The organism is Phaeobacter sp., from assembly GCF_022825805.1.
GTDB lineage: Bacteria > Pseudomonadota > Alphaproteobacteria > Rhodobacterales > Rhodobacteraceae > Phaeobacter.
Genome location: NZ_JAJDWC010000098.1, coordinates 1 through 22,946, shown reverse-complemented (window position 1 = coordinate 22,946; position 22,946 = coordinate 1). Strand labels below are relative to the sequence as shown.

20 protein-coding genes and 1 pseudogene are annotated in these 22,946 nt (G+C 59.5%); 9 read left to right on the top strand and 12 right to left on the bottom strand.

From position 1 onward, the window contains the following. Window positions 1-204 precede the first annotated feature (204 nt). Complete coding sequence (locus Q0C28_RS10985) at window positions 205-969, top strand: helix-turn-helix transcriptional regulator (RefSeq protein ID WP_293575718.1); 765 nt, start codon at window positions 205-207, stop codon at window positions 967-969. A 36-nt stretch (window positions 970-1,005) separates the two neighbouring features. Here Q0C28_RS10985 and Q0C28_RS10980 read toward each other — a convergent pair whose 3' ends face one another. From Q0C28_RS10980 to mtnA, 3 genes are all read right to left on the bottom strand, one after another. Continuing rightward, entirely contained in the window at window positions 1,006-2,061 is a 1,056-nt protein-coding gene (locus tag Q0C28_RS10980; RefSeq protein WP_293575716.1) for a dipeptidase, read from the bottom strand. Window positions 2,062-2,261: 200 nt separating this feature from the next. After that, window positions 2,262-2,933 (bottom strand): class II aldolase/adducin family protein, encoded by a 672-nt coding sequence (locus Q0C28_RS10975; RefSeq protein WP_293575714.1) that lies wholly within the window; start codon window positions 2,931-2,933, stop codon window positions 2,262-2,264. Between the two features lie 8 nt (window positions 2,934-2,941). Next, window positions 2,942-4,039 carry an S-methyl-5-thioribose-1-phosphate isomerase gene (gene mtnA, locus Q0C28_RS10970; RefSeq protein ID WP_293575712.1) on the bottom strand — a complete coding sequence of 366 codons (1,098 nt, stop codon included), beginning with the start codon at window positions 4,037-4,039 and terminating at the stop codon, window positions 2,942-2,944. A 580-nt stretch (window positions 4,040-4,619) separates the two neighbouring features. Between mtnA and Q0C28_RS10965 the strand changes: the two genes are divergently transcribed. From Q0C28_RS10965 to Q0C28_RS10955, 3 genes are all read left to right on the top strand, one after another. Then, on the top strand, window positions 4,620-5,585 hold the full coding sequence (locus tag Q0C28_RS10965; RefSeq protein ID WP_293575710.1) for a TAXI family TRAP transporter solute-binding subunit: 966 nt from the start codon (window positions 4,620-4,622) through the stop codon (window positions 5,583-5,585). Window positions 5,586-5,722: 137 nt separating this feature from the next. Then, a complete protein-coding gene (locus Q0C28_RS10960) occupies window positions 5,723-8,329 on the top strand; it encodes a TRAP transporter permease (RefSeq protein ID WP_293575708.1) in 2,607 nt (868 codons plus the stop codon). Beyond that, window positions 8,326-8,757 (top strand): universal stress protein, encoded by a 432-nt coding sequence (locus Q0C28_RS10955; protein WP_293575706.1) that lies wholly within the window; start codon window positions 8,326-8,328, stop codon window positions 8,755-8,757. Before Q0C28_RS10960 ends, Q0C28_RS10955 begins: the two co-directional genes overlap by 4 nt. 124 nt (window positions 8,758-8,881) lie before the next feature. Here Q0C28_RS10955 and Q0C28_RS10950 read toward each other — a convergent pair whose 3' ends face one another. From Q0C28_RS10950 to Q0C28_RS10940, 3 genes are read right to left on the bottom strand one after another with little or no spacing between them, the layout of a single operon-like run. Further along, window positions 8,882-9,958 carry a lipocalin-like domain-containing protein gene (locus Q0C28_RS10950; protein WP_293575704.1) on the bottom strand — a complete coding sequence of 359 codons (1,077 nt, stop codon included), beginning with the start codon at window positions 9,956-9,958 and terminating at the stop codon, window positions 8,882-8,884. Further along, window positions 9,948-12,401 (bottom strand): ABC transporter permease, encoded by a 2,454-nt coding sequence (locus Q0C28_RS10945; RefSeq protein WP_293575702.1) that lies wholly within the window; start codon window positions 12,399-12,401, stop codon window positions 9,948-9,950. The genes Q0C28_RS10950 and Q0C28_RS10945 overlap by 11 nt, the downstream gene beginning before the upstream one ends. After that, window positions 12,398-13,096 carry an ABC transporter ATP-binding protein gene (locus tag Q0C28_RS10940; RefSeq protein WP_293575700.1) on the bottom strand — a complete coding sequence of 233 codons (699 nt, stop codon included), beginning with the start codon at window positions 13,094-13,096 and terminating at the stop codon, window positions 12,398-12,400. Before Q0C28_RS10940 ends, Q0C28_RS10945 begins: the two co-directional genes overlap by 4 nt. Before the next feature lie 270 nt (window positions 13,097-13,366). Here Q0C28_RS10940 and Q0C28_RS10935 point away from each other — a divergent pair, with 270 nt between their 5' ends. Further along, window positions 13,367-13,810, top strand: a complete 444-nt coding sequence (locus Q0C28_RS10935) for a potassium channel family protein (RefSeq protein WP_293575698.1) — start codon at window positions 13,367-13,369, stop codon at window positions 13,808-13,810. Between the two features lie 151 nt (window positions 13,811-13,961). Next, a complete protein-coding gene (locus Q0C28_RS10930; protein WP_293575697.1) occupies window positions 13,962-14,162 on the top strand; it encodes a hypothetical protein in 201 nt (66 codons plus the stop codon). A gap of 102 nt (window positions 14,163-14,264) precedes the next feature. Here the strand turns inward: Q0C28_RS10930 and Q0C28_RS10925 are convergent, their stop codons facing one another. Both Q0C28_RS10925 and Q0C28_RS10920 read right to left on the bottom strand, forming a co-directional pair. Continuing rightward, window positions 14,265-14,999 (bottom strand): RlmE family RNA methyltransferase, encoded by a 735-nt coding sequence (locus Q0C28_RS10925; RefSeq protein ID WP_293575695.1) that lies wholly within the window; start codon window positions 14,997-14,999, stop codon window positions 14,265-14,267. Between the two features lie 75 nt (window positions 15,000-15,074). Further along, on the bottom strand, window positions 15,075-16,187 hold the full coding sequence (locus Q0C28_RS10920) for a Ppx/GppA phosphatase family protein (protein ID WP_293575693.1): 1,113 nt from the start codon (window positions 16,185-16,187) through the stop codon (window positions 15,075-15,077). A gap of 305 nt (window positions 16,188-16,492) precedes the next feature. Between Q0C28_RS10920 and Q0C28_RS10915 the strand changes: the two genes are divergently transcribed. Genes Q0C28_RS10915 through Q0C28_RS10905 form a run of 3 tightly spaced genes read left to right on the top strand, consistent with a single transcriptional unit; the run spans window position 16,493 to window position 18,831 of the window. Further along, window positions 16,493-16,789, top strand: a complete 297-nt coding sequence (locus Q0C28_RS10915) for a virulence factor (RefSeq protein ID WP_293575691.1) — start codon at window positions 16,493-16,495, stop codon at window positions 16,787-16,789. A gap of 26 nt (window positions 16,790-16,815) precedes the next feature. Next, window positions 16,816-17,742, top strand: a complete 927-nt coding sequence (locus Q0C28_RS10910) for a methylenetetrahydrofolate reductase (protein ID WP_293575754.1) — start codon at window positions 16,816-16,818, stop codon at window positions 17,740-17,742. Window positions 17,743-17,751: 9 nt separating this feature from the next. Beyond that, entirely contained in the window at window positions 17,752-18,831 is a 1,080-nt protein-coding gene (locus Q0C28_RS10905) for a methyltetrahydrofolate cobalamin methyltransferase (protein ID WP_293575689.1), read from the top strand. A gap of 125 nt (window positions 18,832-18,956) precedes the next feature. On the opposite strand, the gene Q0C28_RS10900 is transcribed toward Q0C28_RS10905, so the two are convergent. From Q0C28_RS10900 to Q0C28_RS10885, 4 genes and pseudogenes are all read right to left on the bottom strand, one after another. After that, on the bottom strand, window positions 18,957-19,601 hold the full coding sequence (locus tag Q0C28_RS10900) for an ATP-binding cassette domain-containing protein (RefSeq protein WP_293575687.1): 645 nt from the start codon (window positions 19,599-19,601) through the stop codon (window positions 18,957-18,959). Then, window positions 19,594-21,324: an ABC transporter permease subunit gene (locus Q0C28_RS10895; RefSeq protein WP_366934237.1), complete on the bottom strand. Its 1,731-nt coding sequence runs from the start codon at window positions 21,322-21,324 to the stop codon at window positions 19,594-19,596. The genes Q0C28_RS10900 and Q0C28_RS10895 overlap by 8 nt, the downstream gene beginning before the upstream one ends. After that, on the bottom strand, window positions 21,314-22,513 hold the full coding sequence (locus tag Q0C28_RS10890) for an ABC transporter substrate-binding protein (protein ID WP_293575685.1): 1,200 nt from the start codon (window positions 22,511-22,513) through the stop codon (window positions 21,314-21,316). Before Q0C28_RS10890 ends, Q0C28_RS10895 begins: the two co-directional genes overlap by 11 nt. Window positions 22,514-22,807: 294 nt before the next feature. After that, window positions 22,808-22,946, bottom strand: a pseudogene (locus Q0C28_RS10885) (IS481 family transposase); the annotation flags it as partial.

Here is a 22,946-nt window from a genome sequence, read left to right as displayed (position 1 = left end):
GTGTTTCGCGCGGCACGCAGGCCTGCGGAAACGAACGGCCGGTTGGGGCGACAAATGCGGAATGAGAACGGTCATCTTGGGCTCAGTCGATTAAATCCTTCGCGCCACCCGATACGAGTTTGCAGCAAAGATAAATTGTGCAACTTTAGGCGAACTGACGCGAGCTGATGTCAATTCGCGTCAAAACGCGAAAGGTTTTGATCGATGAATGAGAATTTTGCTGCAAATTTGAAGTCGCTTTGCGCAGAATTTGGCAGCATTTCACAGATCTGTCGGGACATCGGAATCAACCGCCAGCAATTCAACCGCTACCTCAATGGCAGCAGCTTGCCCTCGGCGCATAATCTGCGCCGGATTGCGCGGCATTTTGGGCTGACGGAGCGGCAGCTTTTTTCGGATGAGCTGTCGTTCGAACAGGCGCTGCGGGCAACACCCACCGACCCGACCGCAACCCCGGTTGAGCAATTCATGCAGCCTTTTCGTGATCAGCAACAGAACCTGCGCCGCTATGCGGGGTTTTATCACTCGTATTTCTGCACGCCGTCCTGGGAAGGAAAGATCTTTTGTTCCCTGATCCGCATTGTTGAGCGGGATGGCATGATGGTGATCAAAAGCCGTGAAAGCGCCGTGTCCGCCGACAACAGCGTGCGGCAGATCTCACGCTATGAGGGATTGGTGACCATGCGTGGGAACCGGATATTTGCAACCGAGCATGAGATGATCCGGGAAGGGTCCGTGGCGCAGACTGTGTTGCACACCGCCCACCGCCAGGAGCTGAAATATCTGCGGGGGATGACGATGGGGCTGGCCTGGCGGCCGTTTCCGCACCCCTATGCGGCCAAAACCATATGGAAGCGGCTCGACGAACGGGTCAGTGCGCGGGATGCGATCCGCGCCTGTGGCATCTATCCGCAACACAGCACCCGGATTGATCCCGCGATCCGCAAATACCTGGAGGTCGGCACGTGATCTGCGCAGGTTGACGCTTGGGCGTGGTCCCTGGGCTTAGGGCGCGGATGTCCAGGTCAGGTCCATGACGCGCAGCCAATTGCCATGACACAGTTTGGTCAGCAGCGCATCGTCAAACCCATGGGCCCGCAGTGCGTCCAACAGCCGGGGCAAACCCGCAATCGAACCGATGTCCTGTGGCACCACCGCGCCGTCAAAATCCGAGCCAAACCCAACCCGGTCTTCGCCCAGTTGGGTCAGCAGATGGTCGAGGTGCCGCAGCATGGCTTCCAGCGGTGTGTCGGCATCCATGCGCCCATCTTCACGCAGGAAGGCAACGGCGAAATTCAGCCCCACCATCCCGTCGCTGTCGCGGATCGCGTGCAGCTGACGGTCGGTCAGATTGCGGCTGTGCGCGGTCAGGGCATGGGCGTTGGAATGGGTCGCCACCAACGGTGCCTGGCTTAGCTGTGCGACGTCCCAAAAGCCCGCTTCGTTCAAATGGGACAGATCAATCATCACACCCAGAGCGTTGCACCGCGCAATCAGTCGCCGCCCATCGGTCGTGAGCCCAGGGCCGCTGTCGGGGGAGCCGGGAAATTGGAAGGGCACGCCATGGCCAAACAGGGTCGGGCGGGACCACACTGGCCCCAGGGACCGCAGACCAGCGGCATAGAGCACATCCAACATCGCCAGATCGCGATCGATGGCCTCGGCGCCCTCCAAATGCATGACAGCCGCCATGACACCATCGGCCATGGCACTGCGGATGTCCGAGGTGTTGCGGCAAATCCGCAAGGCACCGTCGCGTTCCAACCCCAACAACGCTGCTGCCTGAGACAGGGCAACACGGCTGGCATCCGCCCAGGGCAGTTCAGGGGGCAGCGGCAGATCATAGCTTGGCTTCAGCATGTCGGACAGATTTGTGTCCGACTGACCATCGGGCACAAAAATCGCGAAAAACCCGCCCGCAAATCCGCCTGCTTTGGCCTTGGCCAGATCAATATGGTGGCCGCCCGCGCCCTGAAACCCATCCTGGCCCGGGGCGACGTTCATCGTATGCAGCTGCAACAACAGGTCGTTGTGGCCATCAAAAATCAGCGGATATGTCATGTGCGAACTCTCAGGCATGGACCGCGATTTGCGCTGGATCGGCATGCATCGGCATGGTGTGGCGTGGCGCGGCTTGGTTGGTGGGTTGAGGATAAAGCACGTCGGCATTGCCGGTGTGCCCATTCTTCGGGGTATGCGCGTCTTGCTCTTGGGGCCGTCGGGCCCGCGCGGCCAAACACATTGGAGGCGAGCAATTCCGTTTAGCGGGTTTTCAAACCATAGGTGGCAAATGCGGCAAGTGCCTCGGCAATCTGGTCTTCGCTCAGCAAAACAGGGTCACCGATGCTGCGTGCCAGCACATAGGTTTTTGCGAGGCTTTCCAGCTCCACCATCCGCCACATGGCTTTGGCGAGTGTGTCACCGCAGACCAAGGCGCCGTGATTTGCCATCAGGCAGCCCTGCCGATTGTCCATCGCCCGCACCACATTCTCGGACAGCTCTTGTGTGCCGAACAACGCGTAATCCGCCAAGGGCACATCGCCACCGCCAAACGCCGCAACCATATAGTGGCAGGGCGGGATCGACATGTGGTTCACAGCCAGGGCGCAGCAATGGGCCGGATGGGCATGCACCACCGCCATCACATCCGGCCGGGCCACCAGAAGGTCGCGGTGAAAGCGCCACTCAGACGATGGTGCCACTGGTTGATCGGCGAGTGAAAACGACTGGTGCAGCGGCAGACGGACGATCATATCAGGTGTCATCTGCGCATAGGGCACCCCAGAAGGGGTGACCAGCATCGCGTCCCCTGCGATGCGGTGCGAGATATTGCCTGATGTGCCCTGATTGAGACCGGTCTCGTTCATCTCCAAACAGGCATCTATGATCGATTGGCGCAGGGCTTCGCTGTCGGCGGGGGCGGCGCTGGACATGGCGGCTCCTATCGCGCTGCGAGATCTGGAAACAGTTGGGCCAGACCGTCTTCGCTGGCCGCACAGATGCCGCGCTCGGTGATGAGCCCGGTGACCAGGCGGCTGGGGGTGACATCAAAGGCGGGGTTGCCGCAGGCGGTGCCGGTAGGGCTGACTTGGGTGACACCGATGGTGCCATCGTCCAGCAGGCCTTGCACATGGCTCACCTCGCGTTCGGCGCGATCCTCGATCGGGATTTCAGCCACGCCGTCGCTGACGGTCCAGTCGATGGTCGGAGAGGGCAGCGCAACATAGAAAGGAACACCATTGTCATGGGCCGCCAGCGCCTTGAGATAGGTGCCGATCTTGTTGCAGACATCGCCGCAACGCGTGGTGCGATCGGTGCCGGTGATCACCAGATCGACTTGCCCATGCTGCATCAGATGCCCGCCTGCATTGTCGGTGATATAGCTATGCGCAATCCCGTGGCTGCCCAGTTCCCAAGATGTCAGCGCGCCCTGATTGCGGGGGCGGGTTTCATCCACCCAGACATGGAGGGGGATCCCTGCGTCATGGGCCTGATACATCGGGCTGGTTGCTGTGCCCCAATCAACCGTCGCGATCCAACCTGCGTTGCAATGGGTGAGCAGGCGCACCGGCTCACCTGCTGGTTTGCGGCTGGCAATGTCCCGGATCAGGGTCAGGCCATGTTCGCCGATGCGGCGGTTGATTTCGACATCTTCGTCCGCGATGTCATGGGCCAGTTGCAGTGCGGCCGCGGCACGATCTGCGACGGGCAGGGGTGTCAGGGCCGCCAAGCAGCGATCCAGCGCCCAGCGCAGATTGATCGCGGTCGGGCGGGTTGCGTTCAAAAGCGTCCAGGCCTGCTGCAATCCTTCGTCGGATGGATCCTTCTGCGCTGCCAGCGCCATACCGTAGGCTGCTGTCGCCCCGATCAGTGGCGCGCCGCGCACCCGCATCTCCACGATTGCGGCGGCATAATCCTCCAACGTTTCCACAGGCTGGATCCGAAACTCATGCGGCAGCCAGCGTTGATCGATGATCATCAAGACCGATTGGTCGTTGTCCCACCAAAGCGAGCGGTAATGGGTGCCATTGACTTTCATAGCGATCTCCTGCGGTCCTGAATGCCTTTGCGCAGTCGTATCAAACGGGCCACAAAGTGCAATGCGCCCGCGCCGCCAAAGCGCATGTATCGGTGACCTTGGGCAACCAAACAGTTGACCCGCGCGACATATGTTGAGAAATTTCAGGACCGCGCATTTCCGACTTGCAGAGCTGCGAGCGCTCACATACAGCAGCGCCGAACATGTCAGCGGGGCTCAGCCCTGGACATATATGGCCAGAACATGGGGTGGTTATCGCCGTACGGTTTCTCTTGCATCTGACTGCGACGTTCTGACACAGTGTGTCGGATCCGGTTGGACAGGGCAGAGGGGGAAAATTCAACTGTACACGCCAAATAAGCAGATTCCGCCAGCTTTGGTGGAACAGGCGACAACGGCGTTGTTGACTTGGACCAAACCGCCTGAAACGGTTTTGTTACTCGCTGGGAAAGAGAGAAAAAATCCGACCCCAGCAGAGGACAACACGAAACTGGCTTCTATATGTCTCGACGGGTTCACAAACCCGGTCGCACCCAATGCGACACATCGGTTTCGAAAAAAAAGTGGGAGAATAACAATTATGACCAAAACGAAACTGGCCATCAGCGCCCTGGTTGCAAGCACCTTCCTGGCGCCAGCAGCAATGGCAGAAGAGTTCATCACCATCGGCACCGGTGGTGTGACAGGCGTCTACTACCCGACTGGCGGCGCGATCTGCCGTCTGGTGAACAAAGGCCGCAAAGAGCACGGCATCCGTTGCTCGGTTGAGTCCACCGGTGGCTCTGTCTACAACATCAACACCATCCGCGAAGGCGAGCTGGAGTTTGGTGTGGCGCAGTCCGACTGGCAGTACCACGCCTACAACGGCACCTCCAAGTTCGAAGATCAGGGCGCATTCGAAGGTCTGCGGGCCGTCTTCTCTGTGCACCCCGAGCCCTTCACCGTTGTGGCACGTGCCGACTCCGGAATCACCAACTTTGACGACCTGCAGGGCAAGCGCGTCAACATCGGCAACCCAGGGTCCGGTCAGCGCGGCACCATGGAAGTGCTGATGGAAGCCAAAGGTCTCGGCATGGACAGCTTTGCGCTGGCAACCGAGCTGAAGGCGGCTGAACAGTCCGCAGCGCTGTGTGACAACCAGATCGACGCAATGGTCTACACCGTTGGTCACCCGTCCGGCTCCATCCAGGAAGCCACCACAGCATGTGATTCTGTTCTGGTCACCGTTGATGGCGAAGCGGTTGAAAAGCTGATTGCTGACAACTCTTTCTACCGTTCGGCCACCATCCCCGGCGGCATGTATCGTGGTTCTGACGCAGACACTGCGACCTTCGGCGTTGGCGCAACCTTCGTCACCTCCGACGCGGTGTCCGAAGAGGCGGTCTACACCGTTGTGAAGTCTGTGTTCGAAAACTTCGACGACTTCAAAAAGCTGCACCCGGCGTTTGCAAACCTGAAGCCAGAAGAAATGGCAACTGCAGGTCTGTCCGCACCGCTGCACGCGGGTGCTGCGAAGTACTACAAAGAACAGGGCTGGATCGAGTAAGTCGAGCCATCTGATCGAGCGGGGCGCTGCGGCGCCCCGTTTTGCACCTGCGATCCTCGCCTCCGCCGATCCAGGTGCCAATAAACGGTAAAGCTGTGTCCAATTGTGGCTGCACGGGCTTTCGAGGGGAAAACACCATGAAAAGTGATACTCAGGGCAATCGGCCGCTGACAGAGGAAGAGCTGCAGGCTCTGGTTGCCTCGTCAGACTCCGGGGCCCGCAATCCGGTTGGCAGTGTCGGCCTGTTTCTGGCCATTGTCGCCTGCATCTGGTCCATCTTTCAGGTCCTGCTAGCATCGCCGATTGCAAATGTCGTGCTGCCGGGCAGCGTCGTCAACAACTCGCGTCAGATCCATCTGGCCTTTGCTATTTTTCTGGCCTACGCCGCCTATCCGGCGCTGAAATCAAGCCCAACGGACCGCATCCCGGTGCAGGATTGGATCCTCGCGCTCTTGGGCACGTTCACCGCGCTTTACGGGTATATTTTCTACGAAAAAATCGTGAATGCCGGCGGTAAGGGCGACGAGACAGACACCGTCTTTGCCGCGATCGGCCTGGTGTTGTTGTTCGAGGGTGCGCGCCGCGCACTTGGCCCGGCCATGGCGATTGTGGCGTCGATTTTCCTGCTCTACGTCTTTTATGGTTCGTCAGAGTTTGTCCCTGACGTGATCCGCTGGAAGGACGCATCGGTCGAACGCGCGATGGAACAGATGTGGATCACCTCCGAAGGGGTGTTTGGCATCGCCCTTGGCGTTTCGACAAAGTTTGTTTTCCTCTTCGTTCTGTTTGGCGCGCTTCTGGATAAGGCGGGCGCTGGCAACTACTTCATCAAAATGGCGTTCGGGGCCCTGGGCCACCTGCGTGGCGGTCCGGCCAAAGCAGCCGTTGTGGGATCTGCCGCCACCGGTTTGATTTCCGGCTCGTCCATCGCCAATGTTGTCACCACAGGTACCTTCACCATTCCATTGATGAAACGCGTAGGCTTCAGCTCGGAGCAAGCGGGCTCTGTTGAGGTTGCCTCTTCCGTGAACGGGCAGATCATGCCACCGGTGATGGGCGCTGCGGCCTTCCTGATGGTGGAATATGTGGGCATCTCTTACGTGGAGGTGATCACCCACGCGTTCCTGCCTGCGGCGATTTCCTACATCGCGCTGATTTACATCGTGCATCTGGAAGCGGTGAAGCGGAACATGCCGACGCTTGGCAACCGCGAAGTCAACCTGATGCGCACCGCGCTTGGTATGCTGAGCTTCTTTCTGGTTTTCGCTGGGCTCTGCTACGGCACCCAGTTCCCAGTTGATGCCATCGAAACCGTCGCGCCGAGCGCGTCTGGTTTGATCATCACCGTTCTGGTGGCGCTGGTGTATATCGGGCTGGTCTATCTGGCGTCGCAGGTGCCGGATCTGGAACCTGATGACCCCAACGCCAAAGAGGTCGAGCTGCCTGAGATTTCCGAGATCTACAAAGCCGGCCTGCACTATCTGCTGCCGATTGTTGTGTTGGTTTATTTCCTGATGATCGAGCAGAAGTCGCCTGGTCTGTCCGCCTTCTGGGCGACCGCGCTGCTGTTCATCATCCTGGTGACACAACGTCCGCTGAAAGCGCTGTTCCGCGGCCAAAGCAATCTGGCCCATAGCGTGATCGACGGTCTCAACGATCTTTGGCATGGTATGGTTGATGGCGCGCGCAACATGATCGGTATCGCGCTGGCCACCGCAACGGCAGGCGTGATCGTGGGCACCGTGACCTTGACGGGCGTGGGGCAGGTGATGGCGGATCTGGTTGAGTTCCTGTCCGGCGGCAATCTGATCCTGATGCTGGTCATGGTGGGGATCCTCTCCCTGATCCTGGGGATGGGTTTGCCGACCACAGCCAACTACATCGTGGTCAGCTCGCTGATGGCCGGCGTGGTGGTTGAACTGGGCGCGCAATCGGGGCTGATTGTGCCGCTGATCGCGGTGCACCTGTTCGTCTTCTACTTTGGCATCATGGCGGATGTGACCCCGCCAGTTGGTCTGGCAAGTTTTGCTGCTGCGGCCGTGTCTGGGGGCGATGCAATCCGCACTGGGTTCACGGCGTTCTTCTACAGCCTGCGTACGGTGGCCTTGCCGTTTGTGTTCATCTTCAACACGGACCTCTTGTTGATTGATGTGACCTGGACGCAAGGGGTGTTGGTTGCGATCACAGCCACAATAGCGATCCTGGTGTTTACAGCCGGAACCATGGGGTATTTCATCACCCGCAGCCGCATTTACGAAAGCGTGGCACTGGTGGCGATTGCCTTTGCGATTTTCCGTCCGGGGTTCTTCATGGATCAGATCCAGCCGCCGTTCACAGCGGTTGCACCCGCGCAGCTGGCGACCGCGTTGGACACAGTGCCCGAAGGCACAAATGTCCGGCTGACGGTGGCGGGCCCGGATTTCGACACGGGTGAGATGACGGAAACCACATTGGTTCTGACCGTTGGGGCCGAAGGCGGCCAGTCGGCACTAGATCAGTTTGGCCTGCTGACGCTGGAAGAAGACGGGGTCGTCAAGCTGGAGGAGCCCCTGTTTGGCACACCAGCACAGCCGATGATGGACGGGTTTGATTTCTACCTGGATGAGCCTGTAACCTTGGCTGCGGTCGCTGTGCCGTCCGATCAGTTGCCCAAAGAGCTGATCTTCATCCCGGCCTTGTTGCTCTTGGGGCTCATCGCACTGATGCAGCGGTCTCGTGCCAATCGTCAGGAGGGTCTGGTATGAACAAATCTGTTCTCTGTGCTTTGGAGTTGAGCGGCGATTCCATGGATCGCAAAGTCCTGGAGGAGGCTGCACGTCAGGCTGATCTGGATCAGGCTCAACTGGATGTGGTGAATGTTCTCCCCGATTTCGGGGAGAGCTGGGTGTCCGGTTTCTTTGAGGAGCACCATCACGAACGTGCCGTCAAAGAGGCGACAGCGCAGCTCGAATCGCTCTGCGAAGAGATCCTTGGCGCTGATCGAAACGCCAAGATCCGGCATCTGGTGGCAACCGGCAAAGCCTATCAGGAAATCCTGCAAGTCGCGGAAAAGGCAGGCAGCGATCTGATCGTGATCGGCGCCTATAAACCGGAGTTGCGGGATTATCTGCTGGGTCCCAACGCGGCCCGTGTGATCCGGCATTCGTCTTGTTCGGTGTATGTCGTCCGCTGAGATAAGCCGAAGGCCAAATCAGCAAGGTGGCCAACATCGAAGGCCAACAACATCAAAGGCGTCCCAATGGGGCGCCTTTTTCATGTGGGGTACACCAGTGTCCGCAGCGCGCGCCTGTCGCCGTTTAATACCCGGTCATCTCCAGATACCCGATGCCCGTTGCACTGCCGCTGACACGGACGGGGCCTTCCCAATAGGGAAATGATGCGCCCATCCAGGCGTTGGCGTTCATGGCTTCGACTGTGATATCCAGATCCCGTTCAGGCAGTTGCAAACGCCACCGCGTCGGCACGTCTCGTCCTTCTACCTGCGTGGTCGACAGTGCAGTTGTTGTCAGCACCCCGGGTTCCAGCGGCGTGGCGCTGCCGTCTGCCGCAATCCAGGTGCCTGACGTGAAGATGTCGGTCCCGCGCAACTGAAATCCCATCATCTTGGTGCCATCGTCAAAGCGTAGGGAAAACCAATCCCAGCCGCTTTGATCCTCGGCCAGGGGTTGACTTGACCATTCGCGATCGAGCCAGCCATCGCCTGTCACCTCAACCGGTCCTTCCGGCAATTGCAGGGTGCCACGGATCCTGTAGTGCGGTTGGGAATAATAATAGCTGGCCTGTCCCTGTGCGGACTTCACCGAATAGCCCTGGTTGCCCTGCAGAACCAAGGGCCCATCAGCGATGAGCGACAGATCGTAGGCAAACGCGTCCCCCCTGGCAAACAGCTGGATCTGGTCAATCTCTTCGCTCGTTCCGGTCATATGCCAGTCATCGATAAAGGCTCGAAACGGCGCGGCCTCAACGCCCGCGATACCAAGACCGCCGCGCGACAAACGCTCGTCGAAGTAATGCGCCTCCGCGGTGGTCAGCCCTGCGTGCCCCATCCAAATCTGCGAGTTGGACCAGATATTTGCATCGTTTTCCTGATCTTGTGATCCGGGTCTGAGTGCCGAACGAAACAGCGTCCATTGAATGCCGTAATCCTGGCCATCCACACCTGTCAGATTGGCGGTGAGATACCACCACTCAATGCGGTATTCTGGATGTGCCGCGTGATCCTGAGGAAAGCGGAGCGGAGTGTTTGGCTGCGGCACAGCAAACCCCTCGGCCGTGGTGCCCAACCCGGCGTAGCCCTGCGCATTAGCGCCGCCACAGACCCCAATTGCCAATAGGCCTGCCCAAAACAGGTTGCAGATTGAACTAGCGTTCATTGGAAAATACCCGTTGTAAGTCAGCAGGATGGAGGCGAGAGAGTTTTCGTGCAGGCAATGCCGCAGCGATGGCAGCGGCCAGCAACGCCAGCGCCAAGAGACGCAACCAATCCAGCGGGAACAGCGCCATTGGCAATCGCCAGCCGAATGCTTCGACATTGACCACAGCCAGCAGCGCCCAGCCCAAAGCCAGCCCCAAGGGCAGTGCCAGAACCGCCGTCAGCGCGGCCAGGAGCACGCTGCGCAGGATCTCACACCAGGCAAGTTGGCGCCGCGTGATCCCCATTGCCCAAATCGGCGCAAGCTGTGGCAATCGCTGGTTCCAAAGGGTGAGCAGGCTGGTCAGAATGGCAAACCCTGCGACGCCCAGTGTCAGCAGGTTCAGCGCGGCAGTCACTACGAATGTGCGGTCAAAAATCTGTAGCGACTGGGCCTTAAGCGCGGATTGGTTGATGAACGCAGTTGCGGGCAGATCGAAACGGTCCTGCAGTTGCTGGCGCACAGGCGCGATTTGGGTCTCGTCCATGCGCAGGCCAAAGCGCCGGTTGCTGATGGATGGGCGCTTGGCCACCACAAGATCGAGCCCTGCGATTGCCTGGAGATGCGGGTTCCCATAGTCGGAATAGATGCCCAATACCTCGGCTTCCCAATCGCTTGCGATGCGGAGTTGATCCCCAGGGCTCAGATTTTCGCGGCGGGCAAACTGTTCATTGATCAGGATCCCGTCACCAGCTGCAATCTTGTCCCAAACAGAAGGAAGCGCATCCAATAGCGGCCAGTTCAGGCGGTAGGTCGGATCATCGGCGACGCCGTAGACTTCCAACGGCAGCCCTTCGTAGCGTTCGTCGCTGTGCCGGATGGGCAGCACCCGAACATCATTTTCAGTGAGCCAATCGGTGATGGCAGCGGGGTCCTCGCGCGCGGGAATGGTCAGATACATCTCTGACGCCAGCCGTTGATCAAGCCAACCCACAAAGGTGAGCCTGAAGCTGGAAACCATTGTTCCAACGCCAATATTTGTCGCCAGCGCCAAAAGCAGCGCCATCAAAGCCAGCGACAATCCAGGCAGTTGGGCCCGCATATCGGCCCAAAGCCATTGGGCAAGCGGCCCACGGGCGGTCTGCGTTCCAAATCGCAAGAGGTGCGATAGTGCCCAGGGCAGTAGAAGTGCAGCACCAATCATCAATGCGCCCACAAACACAAAACCCGCCAACAGCCCATCGAATGCAACGGGCAGGATGCCGCTGCCCAACAGGAGCAGGGCGCCAACAGCGGCTGTGCGTCGGTGGTTGCGGCAGGCTTGTTGCCCGCGCGCGGCCGCTGCCGGTGGCGCCATGATCGGCAGTTTTGCGATGCTGAGGCAGCTTTGCGCGCCTGCGAGGATCATGCCGCCGACTGCCATGGCCAGCCCGGACAGGACCCAATGCCATTGGAGGGTAAGACTTCCATCAACTCGGGCCCCATAGAGCCCGGACAGCGTGGCGCTGACACCGGGCAACAGCAGCCCCGCGAGGACAAAGCCAAGCACCAGACCAAGCGACGCAGCCAGCAATGTGATCGCAAAAAGCTCCAGAAAGATAATGGTAATCAGCGTTTTGAGTGGAATTCCTAAACTGCGGAGCGTGCGGAACAACCCGCGGCGCTGCTCGATCCCCAGAGCCACTGTGCCTTGCACAATGAATAGGCCAACCGCAAAGGACAAAAGACCGAAGGCTGTAAGGTTGAGGTGAAAACTCTCGGTCAGCTGCGCTGTATCGGCCCCGCTGGCGGCTGTTTGGCGGCGCAGTTCAGGGGTGATTTCGGCCAAGGGCGGAACCCCCTTTGGCTGATTGGGCAGCAGCACAAGATGGCTGAAACGGTCGGGGGTTCCTGCCATTGCGACCACAGTCGAGAGATCGGCCAGCCCCAGTCCGCGAGGTACCTGCTCTGATCTTATAATGGGGGGCCAGGACTGACCCGCTGGCGCTGTCGGAAACTGTGTTTCGGGATGGGCAAACATCCTGCCCGGTGCAAGCAGTAGATCCGCGGGCGTCGGGGGTTGGGCGGTTGACGGTTCCCCTGTTTGAGGCGCATCAGCATCGTCCTGCGTCGCCATCAGATCGGCGAGCAGCGGGTTTGACAGCACATCAATCCCGATAAGTTCCAACTGGCGATTGCCCGTGCCCAGTGTCATTTCAACAACCGGGGTGACTTGCCAGCCAGACCGCCGCAGCGTTTGGTATTGGGCCAATGTGACCTGGCCCTCTGGCCCCACAAGGCGATCCTGACGATCAGGCGAGATCTGTCCTGCGGCTTCTGCGTAACTGGCGCGCGCCTCGGCGTTGATGGCCTGAACGGCGGACCACAGAGCTGTGGCCAGTGCCAAGCCGACAACCAGCATGGCCAATTGCAGTTTGTGCCGCCGCCAGTGGGACAGGATCGTTGCAAAGGCAGCCCAGATCATTCTGCGGCGCCCGCCAGTGTGGTGTCTTCACGCGCACTAACCGGGTGCAGCGTCCCGCGAGACAGGTGCAACTGACGATCCATCTGGCTGGCAATGTCCTGCGAATGGGTTACCAACAGCAGGGCAGCACCGGTTTCTGCACTGAGCTGTTGCATCAATTCGATAACAGAACGGCTTGATTCCTCGTCAAGATTTCCGGTCGGCTCATCCGCTAATAGCAATTTGGGGCGCAAGGCCAGGGCACGCGCGATGGCCACCCTCTGCTGTTGCCCGCCGGATAGCTGCTCGGGAAACCGTCTGGTCAATGCACCGAGGCCAAGCCGCTCGGCCAGCTCTGCGGACCATGCTGCATCTGCGCGATTGGCAAATCTGGCGTGAAGGTTGATGTTCTGTTCCACCGTCAACGCGGGGATCAGGTTGAACTGTTGGAAGACAAGGGCGACCTTATCTCGGCGCAAAGCGGAACGCCCCGCATCATCCAAATCGGTCAGATCCTGTCCATCGACACGCACAACTCCGGAATCGGCCTGATCCAGTGCGCCGCCAAGATGCAGCAATGTACTTTTGCCCGAACCGCTGTCGCCGGTGAGCGCAAGGCTGGTGCCGGCGGATACGGTCAAGGTCACCTTGTTCAACACCTCCACCGCGCCGTCAGGCGAGGCGTAGGATTTGCTGACGTCTTGGAATTCCAGCATGTTGGGGACCCTTTGGGCAGAGTGTGGTCATATGGAGCAGGGGTCTTGTGCCCCAGTTTTGGGATGCGAAAGAACCCGTATGTTTCCAACAATATAGGCCCCGAATATGTCAGGCCCATACCTCAGGCTGATCCGGAAGGGCACAGAGCTGGAAAATTCTCCGTGAGAATTGCATCCCGTTGTTATGTCCACGTAAGGTGGCGGCGGGTTGGGCTGAATTTGGCCAGATTGGGCCGGGCTGGGCCAGATTTGAACGAGGCAAGATTACATATGACACTGTTGCAGCAATTGCTATGGGGTAGCCTTTATCTTGGTCTGTGTCTTGCGCTTGAAACCGCCTTGCTGCTGTTGTGTTTCACCTTGACCCGACGGCGGTTGGAACAGCTTCGTCTGACCTGGCGGATTTGGCGCGGTGTGGTGGTGATGGGCGTTGCGATTGCGCTGGTCGTTTTGGCCCATACCGCGCAGGTCTGGGTTTGGGCGTCGGCGCTGATCTTTGCGCAGGCAATGCCGGATTGGAACACGGCGGTCTATTTCTCGCTGGTGACCTATACCACGCTTGGCTACGGCGATGTCGTGCTCGGCGATGGGCTGCGGATCTTTGCTGCATTCGGGGCGGTGACCGGCCTGTTTGCCTTCGGTATCAGTACGGCGTTTCTGGTTGCGGTATTGCGCGGTATTTTTGTGGTCGACGATCGCCGACTGCATCAGTGAACCAGTTGCTGGCTCTTATTTTTCCGGGCGATTGTTTCCAATTCTTCAACAATAAGGCAGCGTTGCCACAATCGCGCCAATTTGCTGTCCCACTCAACCCCTAGACACAACTCATCCCGAAAGAACTCGGGCGTCAGCATATGAGGGGCACATGGACATCCGCAAATCTTTGACATCCGTGGCGGGCTCTGCGGCAGGTGTGGTGAAACAGAAACTGCGGTCTGGCCTGCGCCATCAGTCCACCGCTCGTGCCAGCGACGGTGTTCGCATCTGCCTCAAATCCGATGGCGCCGCGCAAGATATCATCGCCGTACAATCCCAGGCGCTGCGTTCGCTGAGGGCAGGGCACTAACCAGCTCGCGTGGTTCCAGCGCCAAGTTCGTTAGACGTAAACGGCAAGAACGCTTTGCGGCGGACCAAACACTCGCCGCAACGCGTTGAGGGATGGTGAAACTCAGACCTCGTCGTCCTGATTGCCGCGATACCCTGTGGCGATCACAAATTTCTCTGAGCTGTCAGAGCGGGACGAGGGCGGTTTGACGTTGTAGACCTTGGTAAATTTCTGCTTCAGAAGCTTCTGCAACTCGCCTTCGGCGCCACCGGCCAAAACTTTGGCCACGAATGTCCCACCTTCCTCCAGCACATCAAACGCAAAATAAGCCGCTGTTTCGCAGAGCGAAATGATGCGCAAGTGGTCGGTCTGTTTGTGGCCCGAACTTGCCGCAGCCATATCGGACATGACCACATCCGCTTTGCCGCCCAGCCAGGTTTTCACCTGATCGTCTGCACCTTCGTCCATGAAATCAAGCTGATGGAACTCCGCACCTGCCAGCGGTTCGACCTCTTGCAGGTCAACGCCGATGATGCGGCCCACGGATTTGCCGGGCTTTTCGCCAAGGGCATTGATCCGTTTGACGGCGACCTGCGCCCAACCGCCGGGGGCGCAGCCCAGGTCGACCACTCGCGCACCATTGACGAGAAAGCGGAATTTATCGTCCAACTCCATGATTTTAAAGGCCGCGCGCCCACGGTAGCCTTCGGCCTGAGCCCGTTTGACATAGGGGTCATTCAATTGGCGTTGCAGCCACCGTGTCGAGCTGAGCTTGCGGCCACGGGCGGATTTTACCTTGACCTTGAGGTCGCGTTGTCCCCGCCCGGAGGTGTTTTTGCCAGTGGGTGTTTTTGCCATCAGTCTGTCCTTGCGCAGAACACCCTGTGGTGTCTGCCCGCCTTCAAGAGGCGCTGATTAAATCTGTTTGAGCCGCTAGAACGGGCCGTCTTCCAAAACGCCATCTGCGCTCATTTGAGCGTACAGCAGGCCTTCGCGCAGGCCGCGATCCGCAACCGACAGCCGATCCGTCGGCCAACAGCGCAACAGGGCCTGCAAGATTGCGGCGCCTGACATGATCAATGCTTGGCGATCTTCGCCAATGCGCGGATCGCTGCGCCGCCCTTGGGGGCCGAGTTCTAGATAGGAACGGATGACCTTGTCAATCTGATCGCTGGTCATCCGCAGCCCATCAACTTTGGTCCTGTCATAGCGTTTCAAGCCAAGATGCGAGGCGGCCACGGTGGTGACGGTGCCTGACGTGCCCACAATCTGAAAGCCCGCGCGGGTCTGTTCATCCTTGTAGGGCGCGAAATCTGCCAGGTTCTCCTCAAAGAACCAGCTCATCAACGCAAAGCGCGCGGCGTCATCTTCAACATCGTTGAACTGGTCCCGAAGCGTGGCGACGCCCAGCGGAACGGAAATCCAATCGACCACTTTGGCCGCCGGGAACGGGCTATCTGCGGTGTGAAAGCCCGCGTGCAGCCGCATAATGGCAGAGGGACGATCACGCCGCGGTACCGACGAGATGTCAATCCAGACCAATTCGGTCGAGCCGCCGCCTATGTCGACCACCAACAGCTGGTCAGTTTTTGTCGACACCAAAGGAGCGCAGGAAATCACCGCCAGTCGGGCTTCTTCCTCCGGTTGGATTATCTCCAGCGGTAGACCTGTTTCGCGGCGCACTTGGCGGATAAAATCGCGGGCGTTTTTGGCGCGTCGGCAGGCCTCGGTCGCCACCAGGCGCATCCGTTTGACGCGGTTGCGTTTCAGTTTTTGCTGACAAATGCGAAGGGCCTGAATGGTGCGCGACATCGAGGCGCGCGACAGCCGCCCTGTTCGTTCCAGACCGGCGCCAAGCTGCACCGACTTGGAAAAACTGTCTACCACATGAAAACCGCTGCCCTTTGGCTGGGCAATCAGCATACGGCAGCTATTTGTTCCCAAATCCAGCGCTGCATAGAGCGCATCTGGATCTGGACGGGCCGGTGCCGGGCTCTCTACCGCGCGGGGAAACGCGCCGCCACCTTTGGAACGCCTGGGCGCCATGATTCACGCCCTCCGATTATCGTGTTACGACAACCATATGGCGGGGAGCCGATGCACGCAAGATCGCGCTCGACCTTGGCGATGACTTTCACCGCAGCGGCGCCTGCGATTTTCCGCGCCCAATTCATAAACCTGTTGAAAATTATGAGCCTGGCTAACGGTGGTCAGAAATGCGACAGCGAGCTATGCAAACTGCGGCGCAGAAAAAGGTCGCTCTCCACCATTGTCAGGTCGAAATCCGGCGAACACATAACAAGCGGCAGCACTAAAACCACATTTACCCAGACGCAAAGGAAGCTAAGGCAATGCCCGACGTAACGCTTGTATATTGGCGCGATATTCCGGCCCAGGTCATCGTAGGCAAGGGACGCCGTGGCGCGAAACGCCAGTTGGAGGAGCGGTTCGAACAAGCCATCGATCGGGCTGCCATGAAGGTGAACGCCAAAGACGCCGACGCCTATCTGGCGGAATGGCGCAAAGCGGCGCCCTACACCGTTGAAGGCGAAGCGGCAGAGATTGCGGAGGCAGAGGCCACGCGTCTGGAGACAGAATATGATCAGGACCGCCTGAAGGCGCTGATCGCAAATGACGGATGGGCATGAGCCTGACATCTTTTTGGGAGGCCACGATGGCTTTGTTGAACTTCAAGAAACGCGATGCGGGCGCAGAGCAGACCAGCTCCCCCGAGGTCGAAGCCTTTCTGCAGGATTACTCGATCGAGGTGATGCCAAGAACGGCGGCCAAGGTTGACGATTTCCGCGATCTGCTGCCCGCAGGCACGCGCGTTTACATCGCCCATATCGAAGGCACCCCCATCGAAGAGATGGTGGAGACCGCAAAACGGTTGAACGCCGAGGGTTTCCCGGTGATGCCGCACTTCCCAGCGCGGATCATCAAGGATGAAGCCACGTTGGCCGATTGGATCGCACGCTACCAGGGCGAAGCGGATGTGAAACAGGCCCTATTGCTGGCAGGCGGTGTGACCACGCCACATGGTGATTACCACAGCTCCATGCAGCTGTTGGAAACCGGTCTGTTCGACAAAGCTGGGTTCAGCAATCTGCACGTCGCTGGCCACCCAGAGGGCAACAAGGACATCGATCCGGACGGCAGCATGAAGAATGTTGGCGAAGCGCTTCAGTGGAAACAGAAATTCTCTGAACGCACCGATGCGAGCATGGCTCTGGCCACGCAGTTTGCTTTTGAAGCCAAGCCGATCATTGAATGGGCCGACAGTGTCAAAGCCGCAGGCGTCGATATCCCGATCCACATCGGCATCGCGGGACCGGCCAAGCTGCAGACGCTGATCAAGTTTGCCATCGCATGTGGTGTTGGCCCGTCTCTGAAGGTTTTGCAGAAGCGTGCGATGGATGTGTCCAAGCTGCTGCTGCCGTATGAACCCACAGACGTGATCGCGGAACTGGCAGCCCACAAGGCGGCGAACCCGGACTTCAACATCACCAATGTGCACTTCTTCCCATTGGGTGGCATCAAAACAAACGCCAACTGGGCGATCAACAATGGCGGCGACTCTGCCAAGCCCGTCAACTCCTAAGGATCAACTATGACCCGTACCATCATTGAATCAAAATCAAAAACCACGATCATGGGGTTTGACCAGCCGTTCACCGTGATTGGGGAACGCATCAACCCGACGGGCCGTAAGATCCTGAACGAGGAACTGGAGCGCGGTGATTTCTCCCGCGTTGAGGCCGACGCTCTGGCGCAGGTCGCAGCTGGCGCCACCGTTCTGGACATCAACTCCGGTGCGGTCTTCTCCAACAAAATGGCCGAAGATCCGCGTTACGCCGACAACAACTTTGTCGAGCCGGACCTGATGCGTGAGTTGGTGAAGCGCGTCCAGGCGGTCACCGACTGCCCGCTCTGCATCGACAGCTCTGTTCCCGGTGCGCTTGAGGCCGGTCTGGAAGCCGCCGAAGGCCGTCCGCTGCTGAACTCCGTCACCGGCGAAGAAGAGCGCCTGGAGGTGGTTCTGCCGCTGGTCAAGAAATACAACGTTCCCGTTGTGGCCATTTCCAACGACGACACCGGTATCTCCGAAGACCCAGAGGTGCGTTTTGCGGTTGCGAAGAAAATCGTGGAGCGGGCGGCTGATTTCGGTATCCCGGCGCATGACATCGTCGTTGACCCGCTGGTTATGCCGATTGGCGCCATGGGCACCGCGGGCCTGCAGGTGTTTGAACTGAACAACCGTCTGCGTAACGAACTGGGTGTGAACACCACCTGCGGTGCGTCCAACATTTCGTTCGGCCTGCCGAACCGTCACGGCATCAACAACGCCTTCCTGCCAATGGCGATGGCAACCGGTATGACCTCTGCGATCATGAACCCTGTGGCGCTGCCCATCGGTCCCAAGAAAATTGCCGAGAAAAAAGCAGAAGTCGAAGCCGCTGGCGTGGTCCTGCCGGAAGGTATGGACGACGAGGCATTTGTTCAGCTGTTCGGCATGGGCTCCACCAAACCACGTGCGGGCAAGGAAATGGAAGCCATCCGTGCGGCCAACTTCCTCACCAACAATGACGAAGGTGGCGGCGAGTGGATCAAGTTCAACAAAGCACCGCCAAAAGCCGGTGAAGAAGGTCGCGGCCGTGGTGGTCGTGGTGGACGTCGCCGCCGCGCCTAAGGCCGCTGGATTTTAGAATGTAAAAGGCCGGGATCATCCCGGCCTTTTTTCGTTTTGGTCTGACGAGGTTGGAACCGCTGGGTGCCTTTACCAGCCGTGCATCGGCTGGCGCGCGCCATGAAGGCCTAGGCGCGGTGTTCTGCAAGTTCAACGATCTGCCCCTTGGCGGCCACGGCATCCTCGCGGTCGTGGGTGACCAGGATGACGGGCAGGTTGGCGGCTTTGGCGCGGCTGAACACCAGATCACGCATCCGGGTGCGCAGCTCGGCATCCAGGCGGGAAAAAGGCTCATCCAGCAGCAGGGCTTCGGGTTCGGCCAGCAGCATGCGCATCAGCGCGACGCGGGCGCGCTGGCCGCCGGACAATGTGGCGGGGTCGCGGTCCTCGAACCCAACCAGATCAACATCAGCCAGGGCGTCGCACACCCGTTGACGGCGGTTGTCTAGATCGGGTGCCAGACCGAAGGCCAGGTTTTCGCCCACCGACAGATGCGGAAACAGCAGATGATCCTGAAACAGGATGCCAACACGTCGGGCCTGTGGGGGCAGGGCGGTCAGATCCCGACCGTTCAGTTGGATCCGGCCTGTTTGGGAAAACGGCGCGGGTAGGGTGCCGGTGATGGCCGCCAGCAGGGTGGACTTGCCGATACCTGATGGGCCCATCACCGACATCACATCGCCCGGCAACACCCGCGCAGACAACGACAGCAGAACGCCCTGCTGGCGGTGGGTGATGGTCAGGTTTTCGATGCAAAAACCACGATCAGCCATGGGACATCCCCTTGCGGTTGCGATGCAGAAGGCTTGGCAGCGCCAGGGCGAGCATAAATGGACCCCAGGCCACCAGAGTGAGGGCAAGCGCCCAAGCGCCAATGGCCCGACGATCTCCGCCAGACGCTAGCGCGAGCGCCTCGGTTGTCAGCGTTGCCAAGCGGCCGCCGGAGGCGAGCAGCGTTGGCAGGTATTGCCCGACGGAAACCGCCATGCCCACCGCCAGAGCTGTCAACAGCGGGCGCAACAGCATCGGCAAACGCAGCCGCCAAAGTGTGCGGTCGGCACTGGCCCCCAGTGTTGCGCCAAGCGTTGCATAGCGTGCGTCCCAGGCCCGAAAAGGTCCGGCAAGCGTTAGGAACACGTAGGGCAGCACAAACACAACATGCGCAATCAGAACCGGCGCCCCTCCGCTGCTGACGCCACCTTTCAGCAACAGGATCTGCAGGCCGGGGAGAAATGTAATCTGCGGCAGGATCAAAGGCAGATAGAGGATCAGCAGCCCAGCCTTGCCCATCTTGCGTTGGCTGCGATGTTCAGCCTCCAGGCAGAGCACGGTGAGCATCAGGGAAATCAGAGCCGCTGTGAGGGCGAGCGAGAGCGTCAGGCCAACCGCATCCGTGATATCCGCCCCATGGCGCATCCAGGTGCGCAGTTTGAGCTGCTCTGGCAGTGCGTCAGGAAACCGCCAGCGCCCGGCAACGGACCAGACTGCATGTGTTATGAGCCCGGTAAAGATAGAAAGGGCGGCCACGGCGGCGACACTCAGCCCGCTGATACGTAAGATCCGGTCAGGCAGGCTTGGCAGCCGCCACCCACGCCAAACACTTCGCCGGGTCAGATGGCCTGCCATACTCTCACCAAGTCGCCAAAGCCCCAGCGCCATCGCCACAAGCGCGAGCTGGTACAGAGCCAGCACAGCGGCTGGTGCGCGTTGGTTGAGATCGGGGTCCGACATGCCCTGCAAAATTCGCATTGCCAGGGTTGGTGGCGTATTTGGGCCCAAAACCAACGCCACATCGACGTTTGACATGCCGTAGGCCAGGACCGCATAGACCGGCAATCTGATCTGGGCATAGACTTGCGGGGCCACCGCGACCATCCACCCCAAAACGCGCCCATACCCAAGCGCTTGGCAGACCCGCAGACTGGCAGCAGACGACACCTGAGGCAGAGCCGCCAGCAGCATCAACAAAAGAAACGGCAGTTCTTTGGCGACCAGACCCAGGATCAGGGCCCATCCCCCTGGGTCTTGCAGTACCAGAATGTCCGGGGGGCGATCCCATCCTGTCAGGGTCGGTGATGCCAGCCGTGCCAACCAGCCAGAGGGCGCAATGAGAAACACCAAACCAAGGGCCGCGGCCGCATGGGGAACCGACAAAAGCGGCGATAGCGCCTGTTCTGTGACGCGAAACCAACGCGTCCCATGCCAGCCCGCCACCAACAACATGGCAACGGCCAGGGCTCCAAACGTCGAGACCATGCCTGTTTTGACCGACAGCCAAGAGGATTGCAAAAGTCCAGGGGTGTCCAGTGCCAGGGTCAAGGGCTGGGCAGACAGCGCTCCAGATAAAACCCCAGAGCCGCCCGGTTGCAGAAAGCCGATGGCTGGCAAAACCGTACCAAACAGGCCCGCAAGAACGGGCCCGATCAAAACCGCAAGGGTGAGTTTGGGGGCCAGCGCGACCATGGCCCCCAGAAAAGAGCGTTGATCAGTTGCCAACGCCGTAGCGCTCGCTCCAGTCCGCTTCGATCTGGCGCATCCACGATGGGTGCGGTTCCGGCAGGGCCTGACCCAGTTGCGCCGGTGTCAGCGTGGCCACGCCAAGTTCGAGCGCATCAAAGGCGGCGCGATCAGCCTCGGGCAGCGCGTCCATATCCAAGACAGTGCCATAGCCCAGAATATCGGGCGTCTGTGCCCGCAGCTGCGCTTCTGGGCTCAAGAGCATGTTGGCCACAATCATGGCGCCCGCTTTGGCCGAGGCGTTGAACGGGATCGCCACGAAGCTCGCATTGCCGAGTGTGCCGTTGTCCAACACGAACGTGCGTGCGGTTTCAGGCAATTGGTCGTTGGCAATGGCAGCCGTCGCCTCTCCTGGCGAGAACGAAATTGCCATATCGATTTCGCCATCATTGATCAGTTGCAGCTGGCGGGGGCCCGTCTGCGGGTAGGCGCGCCCTTCGCGCCAAAGGGTTGGTGTCAGCTCGCTCAGCCACTGCCACAAGGGGGCTGTGACCTCAGCGTAGTCATCCCCAACAGGCTGTTGCAGCACGGCCGGATCCTCAACCAGTTCGATCAGCATCTGTTTCAAAAACGTGGTGCCCAGAAAATCTGGCGGCTGCGGGAAGGTGAAGCGACCAGGATTGGCGGCGGACCACTCCAGCAGCGCCTCCGCCGATTTTGGCGGCTGGGGCAGGGTGGCGCTGTCGTGAATGAAAACCACCTGAGCCATGGCCCATGGGCTTTCGTACCCGTCCGTTGGGACCGTAAAATCTGTCGTCACGGTTTTGCCGTCCACATCGACATATTGCCAGTTTGGCAGCGCCTCGGCGAAGGGGCCGAACAGCAGCCCGGCGTCTTTCATGGCCGCGAAATTCGCGCCATTGATCCAGATCATGTCAACGGCGCCGTCTGTTTCCTGACCAGCAGCTTTTTCAGCCGTGACCCGCGCCACGGCATCTGCGGTGTCAGTGAGCTTCACATGTTCCAATGTCACTCCATAGTCTGCCGCGACTTTTTCCCCGATCCAGGCGATGAAGTCATTTGTCGTGGTCGATCCACCCCAAGCGTTCCAATAAACAGTCTGTCCGCGCGCCTCCTCGACAACGGATTGCCAATTCGTGGGGTCAGTGTCCGCCATCGCCGGAGCAGAAAGCGTAAGCGCAGCCGCGAGCGCAGTAAGGTGTTTCATTGGATCGGGTCCTCCAGTCGGATCTGGGCGTTAGTGTAGCGCGAGGGTATGGCATGAATACCCCCATTTTCCGAGGCTTAGCCGCTGGCGAAATGCGCGGCAATGGCCCCCACGAGACTGTGACCATCCCCAGGGTTGTTCTTGGGTCGCTGAGATCTTGTTGATTGGTGCTTGGCTGACGCCAGTGATTGACGGGGTAGTTGAGACACTCACGAGCGGGTTTGTGCGTCGGCTCAACCGCGAGCTGAGAGGCGCATCTATTCTGAGCATTTGGCCCTTGATGCTTTGCATTGACTAGGTGTGGAGCCTCAATAGGTTGTTCCGATTTAATCGTAACCGGCTGATTGGTGGTTTTGATTTTAGGGCCGCGTGTGGTCTGTGCCAATTGTAGAGATGTGTCCAGACGGGCAGATCGGCGGCGCGGTCGTCTGAG